Here is a 15,527-nt window from a genome sequence, read left to right as displayed (position 1 = left end):
ATTATAAAAGGTAATTTTCATATTGGAGTGAGCGCTTAGAGTAAGGAATGGTGTTCTTATGAGGTTTGGTTTCAAGATCAGGCATATTGCCTGTGGTGTTTTGGCTGCTATGGCCATTTCGACGGTAAATTCCTTTGCCGTCACGAGTCAGTTCCGTGGCGTGAACTGGGCCGATAAACGCGACAATTTTGTTTCTGAGGTGTTGGTGCTTTCGGGCCTCAGCCTTGCCGATAATTACGAGTCCGCGTCGGTGGTGGCTGAACGTGTGATCGGGCAGTTCCAGGAATTACTGGGTACGAACAGCGTGCGTATGCCGGTGAACGAACCGACGATTTTGACCGCTTTCGAAATGTATTCGGGGGCGTTGGATGTGGCGCTGGAACATGGTCGCCTGGTGATGGGCTATTGGGGCCCTTCGCAGCCGTCCGGCCCGAAGAATATGGACGATTGGTGGAAAATGTGGAGTAGGCTCGTCGAAAAGTACGGCGACCATCCGAATGCCTACTTTGAAATTTTCAACGAACCGCACATGTACACCAAAGACCAACTGCGCAACCTTTATGCAGAGTGGCTTGAAAAGTTCCCGAATGTGCCACGCGACCATATCTTGCTCGATGGTACGGGGATGGCGCAGAACGTGCCCGACATTGCCGATGACCCGCGCTTTGAAGGTTGCCTTTTTGCGGTTCATGAATACACTTTCTGGAATATGAGCATCAATACCGAAGAAGGTTGGCGAAATAGCTTTAAGTACAAGGTGGGCAAGTATGCCGACCGCACCGTGTGTACGGAATGGGGTGGCGCGATGAGCCCTGGCGACAAGGCTGGAGTGCATTACGAAACCATGGACTATAATTCTACTCCGACGAACTACTTCATGGCCTACATTCGCGGCATGTCTGATCAGCTGCACGAATGGGAAATGGGTAGCTTCTACTGGCCGGGACTCCGCGATGGCGACTGGTACAGCATGACAAAGCGCAGCGGCGAAGGCGCGAATATCAAGCTTGAAATCGTGAACCAGTCGGGTGTTGACCGTATGCATAAGGCCTGGGCCGATACCGTCGAAACGGACCCGCCGGAACGCGAAGCTTATGAGGGAAAAATTGCCGTAATTCCGGGCAAGATCGAGGCGGAAAATTACGACGTAGGTGGAAACCGCTTTACCTTCTACGATAAGGACTCCGAAAATCAGGGCAAGGCCTACCGCGAAGATGCCGTGGATATCGAGTCGATAGACGATGCGGCTTGCGGGACGGTTTCCTGCAAAGGCTTTGCCGTGGGTTACACGCAGGCGGGCGAATGGCTGGAATACAGCGTGAATGTGGAATCTGACACTGAACTTACGTTGACGGCGAACGTCGCGACTGCTTCCGAAACGGCGGGCTTCCAGCTGTTTATGGATGGAAAGGCAATTACCGATTCTATCAAGGTGGCGAAAATTGATACGACCTGGAAAGTCTATAAGGAAATTGAAGTCGGTACCGTCAAGTTGGAGAAGGGCGAACATGTTCTCCGCATCTTGATTACGGGTGCCTATGTGAACATAGACTGGCTGCAGTTTACGGATCCGAATACGACGCGTATTGAATCACGACCCGTCTCTCGCGAAGTACATCTTTCCCGCCTGTGTTCCGAAACACTCAAGGTGTTCAGTATGACCGGCAAGTTTCTGGGGAATGTGAACTCGCAAGGGCCGGCCGCTGCATCTATCGAAGCATCCCTCAAGGCGGCAGGTTTTGCAAACGGCGTATACATGGTGCGCGGTGCGGGCGTTACCCGCCGAATCCAGGTGCGCTGAGCCATTGACAACTTGTCAACACGAACTCCCTTCCCGGGAGTTCTTTTTTTGCTTTTAAAAGATAATTTTGTAAACGGATGCGAGGTTTTTCTATGGATACAAGGATTCTTTCAATTGCTTTTGGCTGCTCCCTGGCTTTTGCCGGGGCTGCTGTGGCTGCCACCCAGGCGACTTTCTATGTGTCTCCGAGCGGAAGCGACTCTAACAAGGGTACAAAAGATGCTCCGTTCAAGACGATTACGCAGGCGCAAAAAGCCGTGCGCGCCATTAACGGCACCATGACCGGCGACATCGAAGTCATTCTTCGCGAAGGCACCTACGCGCTCCCCGCAACAATCAACTTTGACGAACGTGACGGTGGTAAGGACGGCCTCTACGTGCGTTATAAAGCGGCCGATGGCGAAAGGCCCTTGATTACCGGCGGTATGGGCATTACCGGCTGGACCATTCACGACGAGGCGAACAACATCTGGAAAGCCGAAGGTGTGGACGGTCGTTTCCGCCAGCTTTACGTGAACAACCGCAAGGCGGTTCGTGCCTGTTTCCCCAACGTGATTGCCGCAAACGAAAAGGGCAACGGCGGTTTCGACCACGACTTCGTGCGCCTCACAAAGGTAGACTCTTCGGGCCGCGCCTTCGATGTCTCCGCCGACTACATCAAGAATATCAAGAACATCGAAGATGTCGAAATCCACTTGATGATCGCCTGGTCCGAAAACATCTTGCGCTTGGAAAAGGCCCAGGTGAACGGCGGTACGGCAAAGCTCATTCCCAAGGATCCTGAACGCACCAAACTGTTCCACCGCGCATACCCGATGCTTGGCGAAGCCTTCGCGAGCAATCCTCCCAAGCAGCAGGTTTTCTATCTCGAAAATTCCTACGACTTGATTGACGCTCCGGGTGAATGGTATCTGGATGAAAAGGAACATGTGCTTTACTATAAGCCCCGTTCCGGCGAAAGCATGGCGACGGCCCACGTGGTTGCTCCCCGCCTCAATACTTTGTTCAGCGTTTTGGGTAAAGATACCAAGAACAAAGTGGGCTATATGGCTTTCGAAGGCCTGACCTTTGCCCATTCTAACTATACACGCCCGAGCGATGAAGGTTTCTTGGATTTGCAGGCAGCAAACTTCAATGTGGACGTGCTTGCGGATCCTGGTCGCGGCAACTGGGAAAAGCTGAATAGCAACAAGTTCTTGCTGTGGCGCCCCGATGCGGCGTTCCGCGTCGAAAATGCGCACCACTTCTTGGTGCAGGGCAACGTGTTCTCGCAGATTGCGGCTACGGGCCTCGACTTTGTTTCTGGTACCAATGACGACATGATCCAGGGTAACGCCTTTTTCGAAATCGGCGCTGCAGGCATTATGCTCGGCAAGTTCTATCAGGACTCCACTACCGAAATTCATATCGCCTACAATCCGTCCGACAAGGAAGAAATCAGTACCCGCGATACGGTCAAGAACAACCTGGTCACCAACGTGACGAATGAGCATCAGGGTGCTGTAGGTATTGGCGCCGGTTACCCCCGCTATGTGGTGATCGAACATAACGAAGTCTCTTACACTTATTACTCCGGTATTTCCATTGGGTTTGGCTGGACAAAGCAGCAGACTGCCATGACCAATAACCATGTGAACTGGAACGAAATTCACCATATTTCCCGTTTGCTTTGCGACTCTGGCCCGATTTACACCCTCTCTAACCAGGGGACCGGTAGCGAAATCCAGCACAACTACATCCACGATAACGGAACATCCAAGTGGGCCGACTACTGGAACGTGCCCATTTACCTGGACGAAGGCTCCAGCGGCTTTACCGTGAAGGAAAACGTGTTCAAGAATTCCCCTGCAGGCGTGGGCCAGAATCAGGCGGGGCAGAATACCATACAGCAGTCCGGTGACTATTACAGCGCTGATGTTGTGAATAACGCCGGTATCGAGAAAGATTTCCGCTATATCCGTGACATTAAGGAAATTCCGCTTGCCGACTTTAGCGGTGCCGTGGAACAGGCTCCGTATACGGTTCAGTTCAGCATTCCGGGGGCCATTCAGGCCGAAGATTACGACGAAGGTGGACAGAGTGTGTCCTTCTACGACAAGGATTTCGTGAATGAAGGTAATGTTTACCGCGAAGACGGCGTGGATGTCGTTGGCCTTGGTTGCGCCGATTCTGCCATGACCCAGGATTGCAAGGGCTATGCCATCGGTTACACCCAGGCGGGTGAATGGGTGGAATACTCCGTGAACGTGATTCTTGCTAGCAAGTACGTGTTCCGCGCCAACGTGGCGACAGGCCTCGAAGGCGGCAGCTTCCGCTTGTTCCTCGATGGTAAGGCCATTACCGATACGGTCGTGGTGCCGCAGGGCGAAGACTGGAATACTTACGGCTTTGTCCAAGGCGAAACGGCTGAACTTGAAAAGGGCGACCATGTGCTGCGAATCCAATTTACCGGCAGCTACGTGAACATGGACTGGATCCAGTTCGCACTCACCGAATCGGAACTCAGCACCACGGCTCTCCGCGCCTACAGTGTGAACTTTGTGCCGAACACGGAACGTTCCCTGAAGGTGTTCAATGCAAGTGGCCGCCTTGTGGGGATCGTAAGTAACCGCGCAGGCGTTTCGCTTACGGAAACCCTGAAGCAGGCGGGCCTTGCGAAGGGAATCTACCTGGTGCGCAGCGCAGGCAAGACCCTCCGCGTACAACTCAAGTAAAATTTACTCTTTGTTGAGCAGCCGCCCGGGAAACACCTCGGGTGGCTTTTTTTTGTAAAAAACGGCCTTTAAGAAATTTTTTTCTTAAAACTATTGACTTTTGGTAATTTTCCGTAAGCCTCACCGCCGAAGGCGAATCGCTCAAGCGCAAAGCCGCGAGCGTCCCCAAGTCCATGGCTAGCTGCGTGAACCTCTCCGACACCGAAGCAAAGACCCAGTACGCCCTGCTGTACAAGGTTTTGGAAGGGTTTGGGGCTCCTTAAAGAACTTTTGCTCAACCAATTCTACTTTATCTGCGATATGGCGTAAAGCGGACATATTTGAACGTGGCGAATTGCATTTTCCGCTTCGGAATCATGGTAGTCGAATTGCCCTAAGTTTTCAAGAGAAATACGATAAGCGTTCGAAAGATTTTTCTCGCGCATCATATTCCATAGGCTCTTCATGCCCCCCTGGGTATCTGCCTTGACCTCGATAGGCATGACATGCCCACCAAGGGAATCCACATAATCCACTTCGGACAGGCTATTCTTTTGCATCCGCGTCCAATAGAACAATTCGTGCCGCATATTTGGCGTCTTGTTCCGTAAAAGTTCAAGCCCAGCAACCATTTCTGCCAACGAGCCCTTGTTCACAAGATCCGCGGCACTTGCCGTGAGAATTGCAGAGATAGTCTCGGAAATGTCGCCAAGGGACATATTCATTAAACGTAATTGCAAACCGGAATCGAGAAGCAGGTATTTTTGATAAGACGGATTCGCTTCGCTCCCCAAAGGGAGGCCGTTTGCTGCAGAACGTGTTACGGGAGTGACAATTCCCGCAAGGGTAAGCAACTGCATGGCTTCACGGATTTTTTCTGTTTTGTAACCGTTCCCTACCTTTGCATACGTGAATTTCTTTGTGATTTGCAATGCCGCACTTCGGAATGCAGCCCTGAGTAAAGTAGGGTCGACATTCTTCTTGTATTTGGCAAAGTCATCTTTGTACGAAATCAGAATGTCGTCTTGGATAGATTGACATTGTAGATAGTCCTTGCTTTCAACCCATTTGGCGACTACTTCTGGCATTCCGCCCACCATGAGGTAGGTTCTGAAAAGTTCCACGAATTTATTATGAATCGTTTCCGGCAACGGCTTATCGCTCGATGCCTGATCGCGGATTTTTAGAAGCTCGTCAAAACCGTTTGCCTGCGCGAACTCGTCAAAGGTCATGGGGTACATGAACATGGAATGGATGCGGCCCACGCCAAAAGTCGGGAGTTCCTGTAGGGCGAATTCAAGCAGTGATCCGGCGGCAATCACATGCAAGCAGGGCAAATCCTCCTTGAAAAAACGGAGCGACATGATCGCTTCGGGGCAAAGCTGAACCTCATCTAGAAAAAGGAGCGTCCGTCCAGGAATAATAGGCCTGGCACTTATAGCGGAAATTTCAGCAACGATTCTATTCACATCCAGATTTTTGTTAAAAACCTCTTTGTATTCCGGATTCTTTTCAAAATTGATGCTGACGCAATTTTCGAAGTGCTCACCCAGGTGTTCAACAGAACTAGATTTCCCTACTTGGCGTGCCCCACGTAGCAGCAGCGGCTTGTGGCTTTTTTGCTTGGACCATTCCAACAAGAATCTGTCAATTTTTCGCTCAAAATACATTCTAGAACCGCCTTCGGACATTTTCCAAAGAAAAATATAGTCAATTTCGGATATTTTCCAAACAAATAATTCGCCGTTTTTTTGATATTTTCCAAAGAAATAATTCAAAAAAAACGCGATTTTAGCGGTTTTTCACCATTTTTCATCAAAAAAAACTCCTTTTTCACCGCCCCTCCATGCTCTCCTGGATTTTCTCGATGACTTCTGCGGGGGTAACGAAGTCCAAGACGCTGAACGCCGTCATCTCGTTGCCCATATCGTTGCTCTTTGAGCCAAAATACTTGGCCTCGGCAATGTCAATGCAAGCATTGCCGCTGCTCTCGGCCTTCGTATTTTATAAAAGAGGCTCCGAAGTGATACACCTTGTCGTCGACGAGCAAGAAGCGGTCGTGAATCGTGCGCATTGTCTTTAAATCCAGGCCGGGATACAGCTTTTTGTGCAAATCCGCAGCCGCCCTGAACTCCGGAGTGATACGCGCTGAATAAACAACTGCCTGCACGCCCTTCGCACGCATTGCAGCAAATTTCAGCACATTGCATCCTTCATGGGCAACTTGTAAATATTCCTTACAAGTTGAGTCCTTGTCCAATTCACCTTCTTTGTATATGTTCTTGAGGAGAATTGTGGACATAGCTTTTTTATTTTTTACTCTCAATCAACAGCTTCCGTCCGTCAACATTCTCAAGGACCGTCATTTGTTGAATAGCTATTTTGTTCAATTTTTCCAAGCGTTCAGATTGAGAGAGGTTGTCGTTTATAAAAACGGCATTCAGGTTTTCCATATTAGAAAGGCAAATTAGCTGGTTAATTGAAGCGTAATCGCGAATATTACCTTTCAGCAAGGGGTTTTCATCACGCCATTCCTTGGCAGTCTTTCCGAACATTGCAACATTGAGCATATCTGCTTCATCAGCATACACGAAAGATTTCTGCAGTGCAGTGAGCTTTGGAGGAATTAGATTCTGCTTGATAGCGTCGGTATGTATGCGATAATTGATTTTCGCCAGTTCCCGTTTAGCGCTCCATCCAATTTGTTTTTGCTCTTCTTCTTTAAGCCGCTGGAATTCCTCAATAAGATACAACTTAAACGATACACTTATTGCCGAGCCAAATTCAAAAGCGATGTCCTTATGGGCGTAAGTGCCGCCATAACGCCCTTTCTTTACGACTATGCCAATGGCATTCGTTTTCTCAATCCATTCACTACAACTCAGCACGAATGTGGGCAATCCGGCCTCCTTCCTAAAGTGGTCAAATTCGACCACTTTAAAACCAGGATTGTGAATAGTTTCCCAAGTACCTAAAAATTCCAATGTATAACGATTGCGAAGCCAGAACCCCCGGCATGCGACACATGCCGGAGAAAATGCAAGAAGCCCGGATTTAGTCTCCATTCGCTACACGAAATTAGAGGCACATCGCCATATAGGCGGGGATGCAGACAACGCCATCGTGAGTTATCGCAAAGTTCTTGGGATGTATGATGTAGGATTCTCCGAGACGTTCGCCGAATTTTTCTCGGAAACGTTTGAGAGACTCGTATCTGTAGCGCTTGCCCGATTTGACTTCAATCGGCATAATCTTGAAATTCAACCTGCCTCCGCTCTGTATCACGAAATCAATCTCGATATCGTTGCGGTGCTTTTCTTCGTTGTAATGCGTGTAGAAAAATAGCTTGTGTCCATTTGCCGCAAGGATTTGCGCAATGGCGTTTTCGTAAAGCATTCCCTCGTTCAAGGTCAGCTCGCCATTTAGAATCTGTTTGTAAAGTTCGTTCTCGGTAATCTCGTTTTCGTTAAAGGCGTGGCTGACGAGGAGGCCCGTATCGCCCATGTAGCACTTGATGTAGGCCCGAGTCTCGTTTAACGCCAACCCGATGTTCGGATCGGTGCAGTTGAAGCATTCGTTGACCATCCGCGCATCGCCCAGCCAAAAGAACGTCTCCGCATACTGCGAAAAATACGAGCCCTCTTCAACCTCGTTGAAAACGACTCTCTTTTCGTGTTGCGAGAGAAAAGACGGAATCTGGTCAAAAATGGACAAGACTTTCGACTGGTAGCGAACATCCATTTTCATGATGTCTTCGCGGTACATCTTCAATATGTCACGCTTTTCTTCGTCGCTCGCATTAAAGGAGCGGTTCTCCAGGAATGCATCGACGCTTTTCGGCATTCCGCCCACAAGCATGTATTGCCTAAAAATAAGCATCGCCTTTTCGTGGAGCGTGCGTTCCAGAGGTTTACGCCTGTCGAAGCAGTCCTTGATGTAGCGGACCATCTGCGCCTCTCCGAGCGCAAGGCAAAATTCCTCGAAGTCCATCGGGTGCATATCGATGGAACGCTCCTCGGATGGGATAGTTATGTCTTTGACATTTTGGCGAATAGAGATGAGAGAGCCTGTTTCCAGGTAATCGTAGCGCCCATCCTTGACAAGTTTCTTGATAGACTGGCGCGCCTTGGGGAACCGCTGCACCTCGTCAAAAATGATGATGGATTCGCGACGGAAAAGTTCCACCCCGTATTCAGTCGAAAGAATCATGAAAAACGTATCGAGATCGCCCAAGTGGTCGTTAAACGCGTTCAAGACCGCTGTCGAAACATCGTTAAAATCTATCAGGATATAGGAACGGTATTCACGTTTGGCGAACTCTTCCACAATGGTGGATTTACCGATTCGCCGAGCCCCTTCGACAAGCTGGGCTCGTTTGCCACGAGCGGAATTCTTCCATTCAAGGAGCTTGGCATATATTTTGCGTTTAAAGACCATTTTTTCACCTCTTTTAGAGAGTGCGCGAGTTTGCGGGTTGCTTAATTATAGATAGTGCGCATGTTTAAATATATATAAAACAAAGAGAGTGCGCAAGTTTCGATAAATTTTTGCCTCTTTTTCGCCATTTTTTCACTCCTTCGCTGCGGACAAGCGTAAAACCACAACTTTTTGAAATTTTGAGCACTAGAACATTTGTTCACTAAATATACATCCTCGCGCAGCCCGTGTCAAGAGTTTTTGAAAATAATTGTACCGATTTCGGTATAATTAGAATGTCATTTTCTGTCACTAGCATTATCTATCTTTTGGGGCGGAGGCACTATGGAAAACGACACGTTCGGCGGCGCGATACTCGCATGGGTCAAGAGCGCAAAGGCGTTCCTGAAAGTCCAGGCGGGCACGGGCGACAACCTGCTCGAAGAAGACATTCGGGAAGGGTTCACCGACTATTGCCTATGGTCCACGTTCCGGCCGGAAAGCATCGACACCGACGGCGAGCTTGACATGGAATGCCTGGACAGCGGCATGGTCCTGTTCAGGGAAAACTGCACCCCCGGAGAGGCGCTGGAATCGAGCTACCGGCAAGCCTTCGGCACCGACTTCGACAAGGACGACATCGCGGTACTGATGGAAGAATGACGCCGCCTTTTTACTTGGTGGGGGAAGAGTCCCCCTGCCTGCAGCCCCGGCTCGGTGGCCCTAATGTCACCCTGGAGGGAGCGCGAAGCGCAACCGATAGGGTCCATGGCCACATTCCCCGGGTCTTCCGGACACCCCCTCTCCTAGGAGCTCTGCCCCTAAAACCCTGGGAAGTCGACGTCTTCACTCAGGTTGGAATAACTTAGTTGCAGGGAATTTAACGATTGCTTTTAAAATGATTTATATTAACAACCATGGTTACTGTGGTCATTTTTTTTATTGCTTTTTTGGCTTTTTTTTCGTCCCTACATTTTAAGCGCCGCAAAAAGCTAGAGGTCGAATTCGACCAGAAAATTCCCGGTTTCCATGAACAACTTTTCGCATTCACGGTTGAACTGAAAAACTTGCTGACCCACTATGTTGAAAAAGAAGAAGAAACCGCTTTCCTTACAAAATGGAACGAACTGTACAAGCAAATCTCTAGGTTCAGCCATCTAAAGAAATTTAACGACTTCAATGATTTCAGCAAATTCTTGACGGACTACGGGGATATCCCCAACCGGGTTCTTGCTACAAATATCGAAATCAGACGGCGAGAGTCAATTCAGGCGCAAATGCCTCGTGTAACGGAATTCTTCTCAGAACTTTCTGAACTATCGAAACAATACGTCACGCACTATGATGAAATTCGTTTTACCCAGAAATGGCAGGGCATCGACAAGGATGTAGAGAAAGTCGACGTTCGCCGCGACGATGACGAATACGAAAGCTTCGCGAGTTTGAAAGCGATCTGCAGTTCGTTCCGCAATCATTTCCAACGATCAAACGCAGTATTCGTTCAAAAAGAGTCCAAACGCTGCGACGAAATGCTTTCGAATATTGACGGCAAATCTCTGGACATGCAGCAGCGCACGGCCGTCATCAACGACGAAGACCGCATCCTCGTGCTGGCTGGCGCAGGTAGCGGCAAAACGCTTACAATTGCCGCGAAGGTAAAGTACCTTTGCGAACAGAAGTCCGTCGACCCGAAAGATATCTTGCTCCTTTCGTTCACAAAAAAGAGCGCCAAGGAAATGACTGACCGTATTCAGGGCAAGCTCGGAATCCAAGTAGAGGCGGGGACATTCCACAAACTGGGGCTCGATATCATCAAACAAGCCGACGGCGCGCGCCCTGAAGTAGCTGACGAATCCGAGTTGAGTGCTTTCGTCCATGATTTCTTCGAGAAAGAACTCAACAACTATCCCGACCTGATAAAAACCCTGACGGAGTATTTTGCGTACTATCTCGAAATTCCCGAAGACATGGAAAAGTATCAATCCATCGGAGAGTTGTACGAGATCGAGAAGAATGCTGACCTTGAAACCATCAAGTCGAGATACGAACAAGAAAAGTATATCAACGAAACTGGCGCCGACAGGGCAAAAGTGCTCACCACACTGAACAACGAGAAAGTTAAGAGCCTGGAAGAAACGAAAATCGCGAATTTTCTCTTCTTGAATGGTATTAACTATGAATATGAGAAACAGTATGAACACGACGGAGGCGACCCGTTCCGAAAAGCGTACAAGCCCGACTTTTACCTTACGGATTACAAAATTTATTTGGAACACTTCGGCATCAGCAAGAACTTTACCGTTCCATGGTTGCCTCCGATAGAAGAGCAGAAATATCTAGACGGAATCAGATGGAAGCGCGAGCTACACAAACTATATGGCACCAAGCTAATTGAGACATATTCCTACTACAATTCCGAAGGCGTCCTTTTGAGCAAACTGAAGGAACTTCTGGTAGAAAACCATGTGGAATTCAAGCCTCGCGATTTTCTCGATATTTTCAATACCGTCTACAAGAGCAAAAGTAACAAGTACATCGCCGAGTTCATGAAACTCTGCTGCACCTTTATCACGTTGTTCAAGTCAAACAACTACAGGCTAGAAGACATCGAGACGCTCCGTAACAGTGTTGTCCATAATGAATACAACCCGTTCCTTTTCGAAAGGACAAACCTGTTCCTCGACATAATCAAGGTTCTTTTGACCGGATACCAGAATTTCCTCTCGTCAAAGAACGCGATAGATTTTTCTGACATGATCAACCTTGCGGCCGACAGGGTGCGTACCGGTTGCAGAATCAACAATTACCGCTATGTTATTGTTGACGAATATCAGGACATATCCAAGTCCAGGTTCAATCTTTTGCAGAGTATAGTCGAACGGACCGGAGCCAAGCTATTCTGCGTCGGTGATGACTGGCAATCCATCTACCGATTTGCCGGGAGCGACATTTCTCTATTTACTGAATTCCAGAAGTACTTCGGGTATACCGAAGTTCTGAAAATCGAGAAAACATACCGAAATTCGCAACAACTCATAGACGAAGCGTCTCGATTTATTCTTCAAAATCCGCAGCAACTTAAAAAAGACCTGCGTTCGGACAAGTCGCTTAACTACCCGCTTGTATTCTGGGGGTACAAAGAAGACCCTAGTCAGGCGCTGGATAAGGCCATCAAGAAAATTGTCTCGGAATTCGGCATGCAGGCCTCAATATTGCTTCTGGGCAGGACCAATTACGACAGGGACATGCTTGAGGAATCCGGCCTTTTCAGGATTACGCACCAGAACAAACAAGAAAAACTGAAATACCTACCCATACCCGAATTGAACATCGATTTCCTTTCTGTGCACAAGTCGAAGGGGCTGGAGGCCGACAACGTCATCTTGCTGAATTTCAAGAATGACAAGCTCGGGTTCCCGAACCAAATACAGGACGATAAGGTGCTGAACCTCGTATTGACAGATTCCGAAGACTATCGGTTTGCCGAAGAAAGGAGACTCTTTTACGTCGCCATCACCCGCACAAAGAACAGGACGTTCATCTTGACCGACAGCAACAGGCCGTCTCTGTTCTTCAAGGAATTCCCCGAATCGCAGGCTGTTTGTTACACGTCCATTACGCAGAACAGCGAATCAAGTGCCCGTTGCCCGCGTTGCCAGACCGGAACCCTATTGAAAGTTGAACATAACGGGAACCATTTTGTGGGGTGCTCCAACTTTCCGCGGTGCCGCTATACGCTGCGAGACCCGAAAATCCTGCTAAACCCGAAACCATGCCCCAACTGCGGTGGCTTCTTGGTGAAACGGAAAGGGCAGAACGGCTACTGGTTTGTCGGTTGCACGAATTACCCCATGTGTGAGTATACGGAAAAACTAATTAGAAGTTGATTGAGAACTTTTCTCGGTGTGGAATATATAACCATCTACATGCCATTCGTACGCATCGCTGCAAATTTCAACACCTTGATGGTGGCAAAAGGGTCAATGAATACTACGGAATGACTGACCGATTTCACGAGGAGCGTAATTAACACGATCTCGTCGAAACGGGTTCTTGGCGAGAATGCCGCCGGTTGGCGCCTGTGTGAGCCATACCGTTTTGTTCTCGATACGCATTTCCAACCGCATATTGAATTATTAGATGAATTTTTAATAATGTGCACTATATAGCGTGGTTAAAAACTGCACTATTTATATGTTTGAAGAGTACGGTTTTAATGATTTTTTTATATGTCTCTTCAAAATAATATTGGCAAAGCAATTCGCGCTCTGCGTTCGCAGAAAGGTGTTTCGCAGGAAAAACTTGCTCTTGAAACAGGTGTGGGCCGTCGCTATATGAGCGACATTGAAAACGGCCGCCGTAATGTTTCTCTCGAAATTATTGAAAAACTCGCCAATTTCTTCGAATTAAGTCCGAGTGATTTTGTCAAGCAAATCGAGAATGCCGATTTTCCTCCGCTCACGCTTGATTCTCTCAAGGAATATCTTTGCGAGCACGGCTATGAGGATAGCGTAGTTCTTGAAAAGCCTGATTTTGTAGATGCCGTTGTTGGCGTTAGCGAAGATGGTCGTGTCATTTATGCATATGAAAAAATGGTTCGTTCACTGATGCTGTCTGATGATATGGATTACGAAGAAGCCGTAGAATTTATCGACTACAACACTCTTGGGGCATTGCCAAGCATGGGCGAAAAAGCTCCGATTGTATTGATGGAAATCGAGGGGTAAAATTATGGCACAGCAATTAACAGAAATATTGAATTATTTTCTGGAAGATTATATTCCTGGGAAAAGTCAGATATTTGGAAAAGATGCATCAATCTACAATTCTATATGTGATGTTGCTCCTCAAAAAATATATGAAACCCAATTAGTTGATAGCAAGGAATATAAAGTTGTCGGAAGTGTTGGTCAAGGAAATTGGGCTAAGGTTCCTTGGTTGGCAATTTTTAGAAAAGACATCACTTTAAGCGCTCAAAATGGCGTGTATATCGTTTATCTGCTATCTTCAGATGGGAACTCATTGTATTTGACTCTCAATCAAGGTGTTACAGAGGCTGGGAAAAATTCCACTGCGAGTGAAACCATCAGGGCGCTTCGCGAAAATGCAGCTCGTATATCGGCTCAACTTAACAATCGTAGTTTTTTATCAGATGAAAATATCAATCTTGGAAACGATATAACCGACCTTGGAAAAAAATACCAAAAGGGTACAATTTTTTATAAGAAATATTCAAAACAAAATATTCCGTCTGAGGAGATTCTTCAAGATGACTTGAAGAACATGCTTGATATTTATCAAGAATACTATGATAAAGTTTATAAAGGAAATAGTACTCCTTCGCCAGAACCATCACCAGCAGTAGTTGAGGTTAATATGACAAAACAAAAAATCTTCTTCGGCGCTCCTGGTACGGGCAAGTCTTTTAAGGTTAATGAAGCCGTTCGAAATCAACAGGTATTCCGCACCTCGTTCCATCCTGATTACGATTATGCGCAATTCGTGGGCGCCTACAAGCCTAAAAAAGTTCAGTGCAGCGATGATGGATCGTTGTCCGAAGAACAACTTGCCAAGAAGTTATCCGAGTTCTTTTCAGATAATGAAGAATCTGATAAAACGAGTGCAATTGTATTATTCGGATTGCGATATGCTAATTCTTTGAATGGCAAAACAATAAGTGAAATTGTGAAACATTCTGGGATAGGTGAAGAACAATATAAAAAGGCAAACTTATCTGCCGCGGTAAAAGCACAATTGCAATTTTCGAAAGATGATGGTACAATCACCTATTCCTTTGTTCCGCAGGTTTTCGCAAAGGCTTACGCTGCGGCTTGGGAGCTGTATCTGCAGAGAGATTCCCGCCTTCGCGGGAATGACAACGGGAATGGCGAGAATGACAAAGAAGAAAAAGATATTCAAGTATTCCTAGTTATCGAAGAAATCAACCGCGGGAACTGCGCCCAGATTTTCGGTGATATTTTCCAGTTGCTTGACCGCGACAGTGAAGGATTCTCGCAATATTCAATTGATGCGGATTGCGATTTTGCTGAATGGCTTAAAGAAGATTCCATTCTGAAAACCATTTGGAGCGAGTACGAAACTAAAGTTGGCGATGGCAAGCTCAAGCTCCCGCCGAACTTGAACATTCTCGCCACCATGAACACCAGTGACCAGTCGCTGTTCCCCATGGACAGCGCATTCAAGCGTCGCTTTGACTGGGAGTATGTGCCTATCAATTATGACCACTCTGAGGCTGGTTTTATAATAGAAATTGGTGATTCAAAATACAAGTGGCTCGATTTCTTGAAAAAAGTTAATGCCGACATTTACGACGCCACGCAAAGCGAAGACAAGCAGATGGGCGAGTTCTTCATTAAGCCAAAGCGTGATGATCTGAAAATTTTGTTTGACGATTTCCGTTCCAAGGTCCTGTTCTATTTGTGGGATTCCGTGTATAAAGACGAGACCGAACGGCAGGCCGTGTTCCACTTCCCGTATGGGGATGGCGACGGAAAAATTAATAGCGTGACGTTCCAATCGCTTTTCGGTAAAGATGCCGAAGCTATCGTGAACAAGATTATGGAAAACCTGAAAGTTGAGAAAGTGACCGCCTAAAA

Annotated in this window: 10 protein-coding genes; 6 read left to right on the top strand and 4 right to left on the bottom strand. The window is 47.5% G+C overall.

From position 1 onward, the window contains the following. The first annotated feature begins 58 nt into the window (after positions 1-58). Both Q0W37_RS09730 and Q0W37_RS09725 read left to right on the top strand, forming a co-directional pair. Positions 59-1,801, top strand: coding sequence for a cellulase family glycosylhydrolase (locus tag Q0W37_RS09730; RefSeq protein ID WP_297701090.1), 1,743 nt, complete (start codon positions 59-61; stop codon positions 1,799-1,801). Between the two features lie 92 nt (positions 1,802-1,893). After that, positions 1,894-4,515: a carbohydrate-binding protein gene (locus tag Q0W37_RS09725; protein ID WP_297701088.1), complete on the top strand. Its 2,622-nt coding sequence runs from the start codon at positions 1,894-1,896 to the stop codon at positions 4,513-4,515. Between the two features lie 284 nt (positions 4,516-4,799). Here the strand turns inward: Q0W37_RS09725 and Q0W37_RS09720 are convergent, their stop codons facing one another. The 4 genes from Q0W37_RS09720 to Q0W37_RS09705 all read right to left on the bottom strand — a co-directional run bounded on the left by Q0W37_RS09720 (position 4,800) and on the right by Q0W37_RS09705 (position 8,931). After that, positions 4,800-6,164, bottom strand: a complete 1,365-nt coding sequence (locus tag Q0W37_RS09720) for an ATP-binding protein (RefSeq protein ID WP_367186267.1) — start codon at positions 6,162-6,164, stop codon at positions 4,800-4,802. Positions 6,165-6,460: 296 nt separating this feature from the next. After that, the gene (locus Q0W37_RS09715; RefSeq protein WP_297701084.1) at positions 6,461-6,796 is read right to left on the bottom strand and encodes a hypothetical protein; all 336 of its coding nucleotides are present in this window, start codon (positions 6,794-6,796) and stop codon (positions 6,461-6,463) included. Positions 6,797-6,803: 7 nt separating this feature from the next. Next, complete coding sequence (locus Q0W37_RS09710; RefSeq protein ID WP_297701082.1) at positions 6,804-7,559, bottom strand: KilA-N domain-containing protein; 756 nt, start codon at positions 7,557-7,559, stop codon at positions 6,804-6,806. Positions 7,560-7,572: 13 nt separating this feature from the next. Then, entirely contained in the window at positions 7,573-8,931 is a 1,359-nt protein-coding gene (locus Q0W37_RS09705) for an AAA family ATPase (RefSeq protein ID WP_297701080.1), read from the bottom strand. 324 nt (positions 8,932-9,255) lie between these two features. On the opposite strand from Q0W37_RS09705, the gene Q0W37_RS09700 reads away from it, so the two are divergent. The 4 genes from Q0W37_RS09700 (at position 9,256) to Q0W37_RS09685 (ending at position 15,525) form a co-directional block, all read left to right on the top strand. Then, entirely contained in the window at positions 9,256-9,573 is a 318-nt protein-coding gene (locus Q0W37_RS09700) for a hypothetical protein (RefSeq protein ID WP_073114132.1), read from the top strand. A gap of 287 nt (positions 9,574-9,860) precedes the next feature. Next, positions 9,861-12,797: a UvrD-helicase domain-containing protein gene (locus tag Q0W37_RS09695; RefSeq protein ID WP_297701077.1), complete on the top strand. Its 2,937-nt coding sequence runs from the start codon at positions 9,861-9,863 to the stop codon at positions 12,795-12,797. A gap of 342 nt (positions 12,798-13,139) precedes the next feature. Beyond that, positions 13,140-13,637: a helix-turn-helix domain-containing protein gene (locus Q0W37_RS09690; RefSeq protein ID WP_297701075.1), complete on the top strand. Its 498-nt coding sequence runs from the start codon at positions 13,140-13,142 to the stop codon at positions 13,635-13,637. 4 nt (positions 13,638-13,641) lie between these two features. Then, a complete protein-coding gene (locus Q0W37_RS09685) occupies positions 13,642-15,525 on the top strand; it encodes a DUF3578 domain-containing protein (RefSeq protein ID WP_297701073.1) in 1,884 nt (627 codons plus the stop codon). Positions 15,526-15,527: the final 2 nt, after the last annotated feature.

Origin of the sequence: uncultured Fibrobacter sp., assembly GCF_947166265.1 — a bacterium.
Classification (GTDB): Bacteria; Fibrobacterota; Fibrobacteria; order Fibrobacterales; family Fibrobacteraceae; genus Fibrobacter.
This window is presented reverse-complemented; position numbering and strand designations above follow the sequence as displayed.

What these genes read in the sequence shown, in the direction of transcription:
- Q0W37_RS09730 (WP_297701090.1), top strand. Translation starts at nt 59, where the DNA reads ATGAGGTTTGGTTTCAAGATCAGGCATATTGCCTGTGGTGTTTTGGCT.
- Q0W37_RS09725 (WP_297701088.1), top strand. Translation starts at nt 1,894, where the DNA reads ATGGATACAAGGATTCTTTCAATTGCTTTTGGCTGCTCCCTGGCTTTT.
- Q0W37_RS09720 (WP_367186267.1), bottom strand. Translation starts at nt 6,164, where the DNA reads ATGTATTTTGAGCGAAAAATTGACAGATTCTTGTTGGAATGGTCCAAG.
- Q0W37_RS09715 (WP_297701084.1), bottom strand. Translation starts at nt 6,796, where the DNA reads ATGTCCACAATTCTCCTCAAGAACATATACAAAGAAGGTGAATTGGAC.
- Q0W37_RS09710 (WP_297701082.1), bottom strand. Translation starts at nt 7,559, where the DNA reads ATGGAGACTAAATCCGGGCTTCTTGCATTTTCTCCGGCATGTGTCGCA.
- Q0W37_RS09705 (WP_297701080.1), bottom strand. Translation starts at nt 8,931, where the DNA reads ATGGTCTTTAAACGCAAAATATATGCCAAGCTCCTTGAATGGAAGAAT.
- Q0W37_RS09700 (WP_073114132.1), top strand. Translation starts at nt 9,256, where the DNA reads ATGGAAAACGACACGTTCGGCGGCGCGATACTCGCATGGGTCAAGAGC.
- Q0W37_RS09690 (WP_297701075.1), top strand. Translation starts at nt 13,140, where the DNA reads ATGTCTCTTCAAAATAATATTGGCAAAGCAATTCGCGCTCTGCGTTCG.
- Q0W37_RS09685 (WP_297701073.1), top strand. Translation starts at nt 13,642, where the DNA reads ATGGCACAGCAATTAACAGAAATATTGAATTATTTTCTGGAAGATTAT.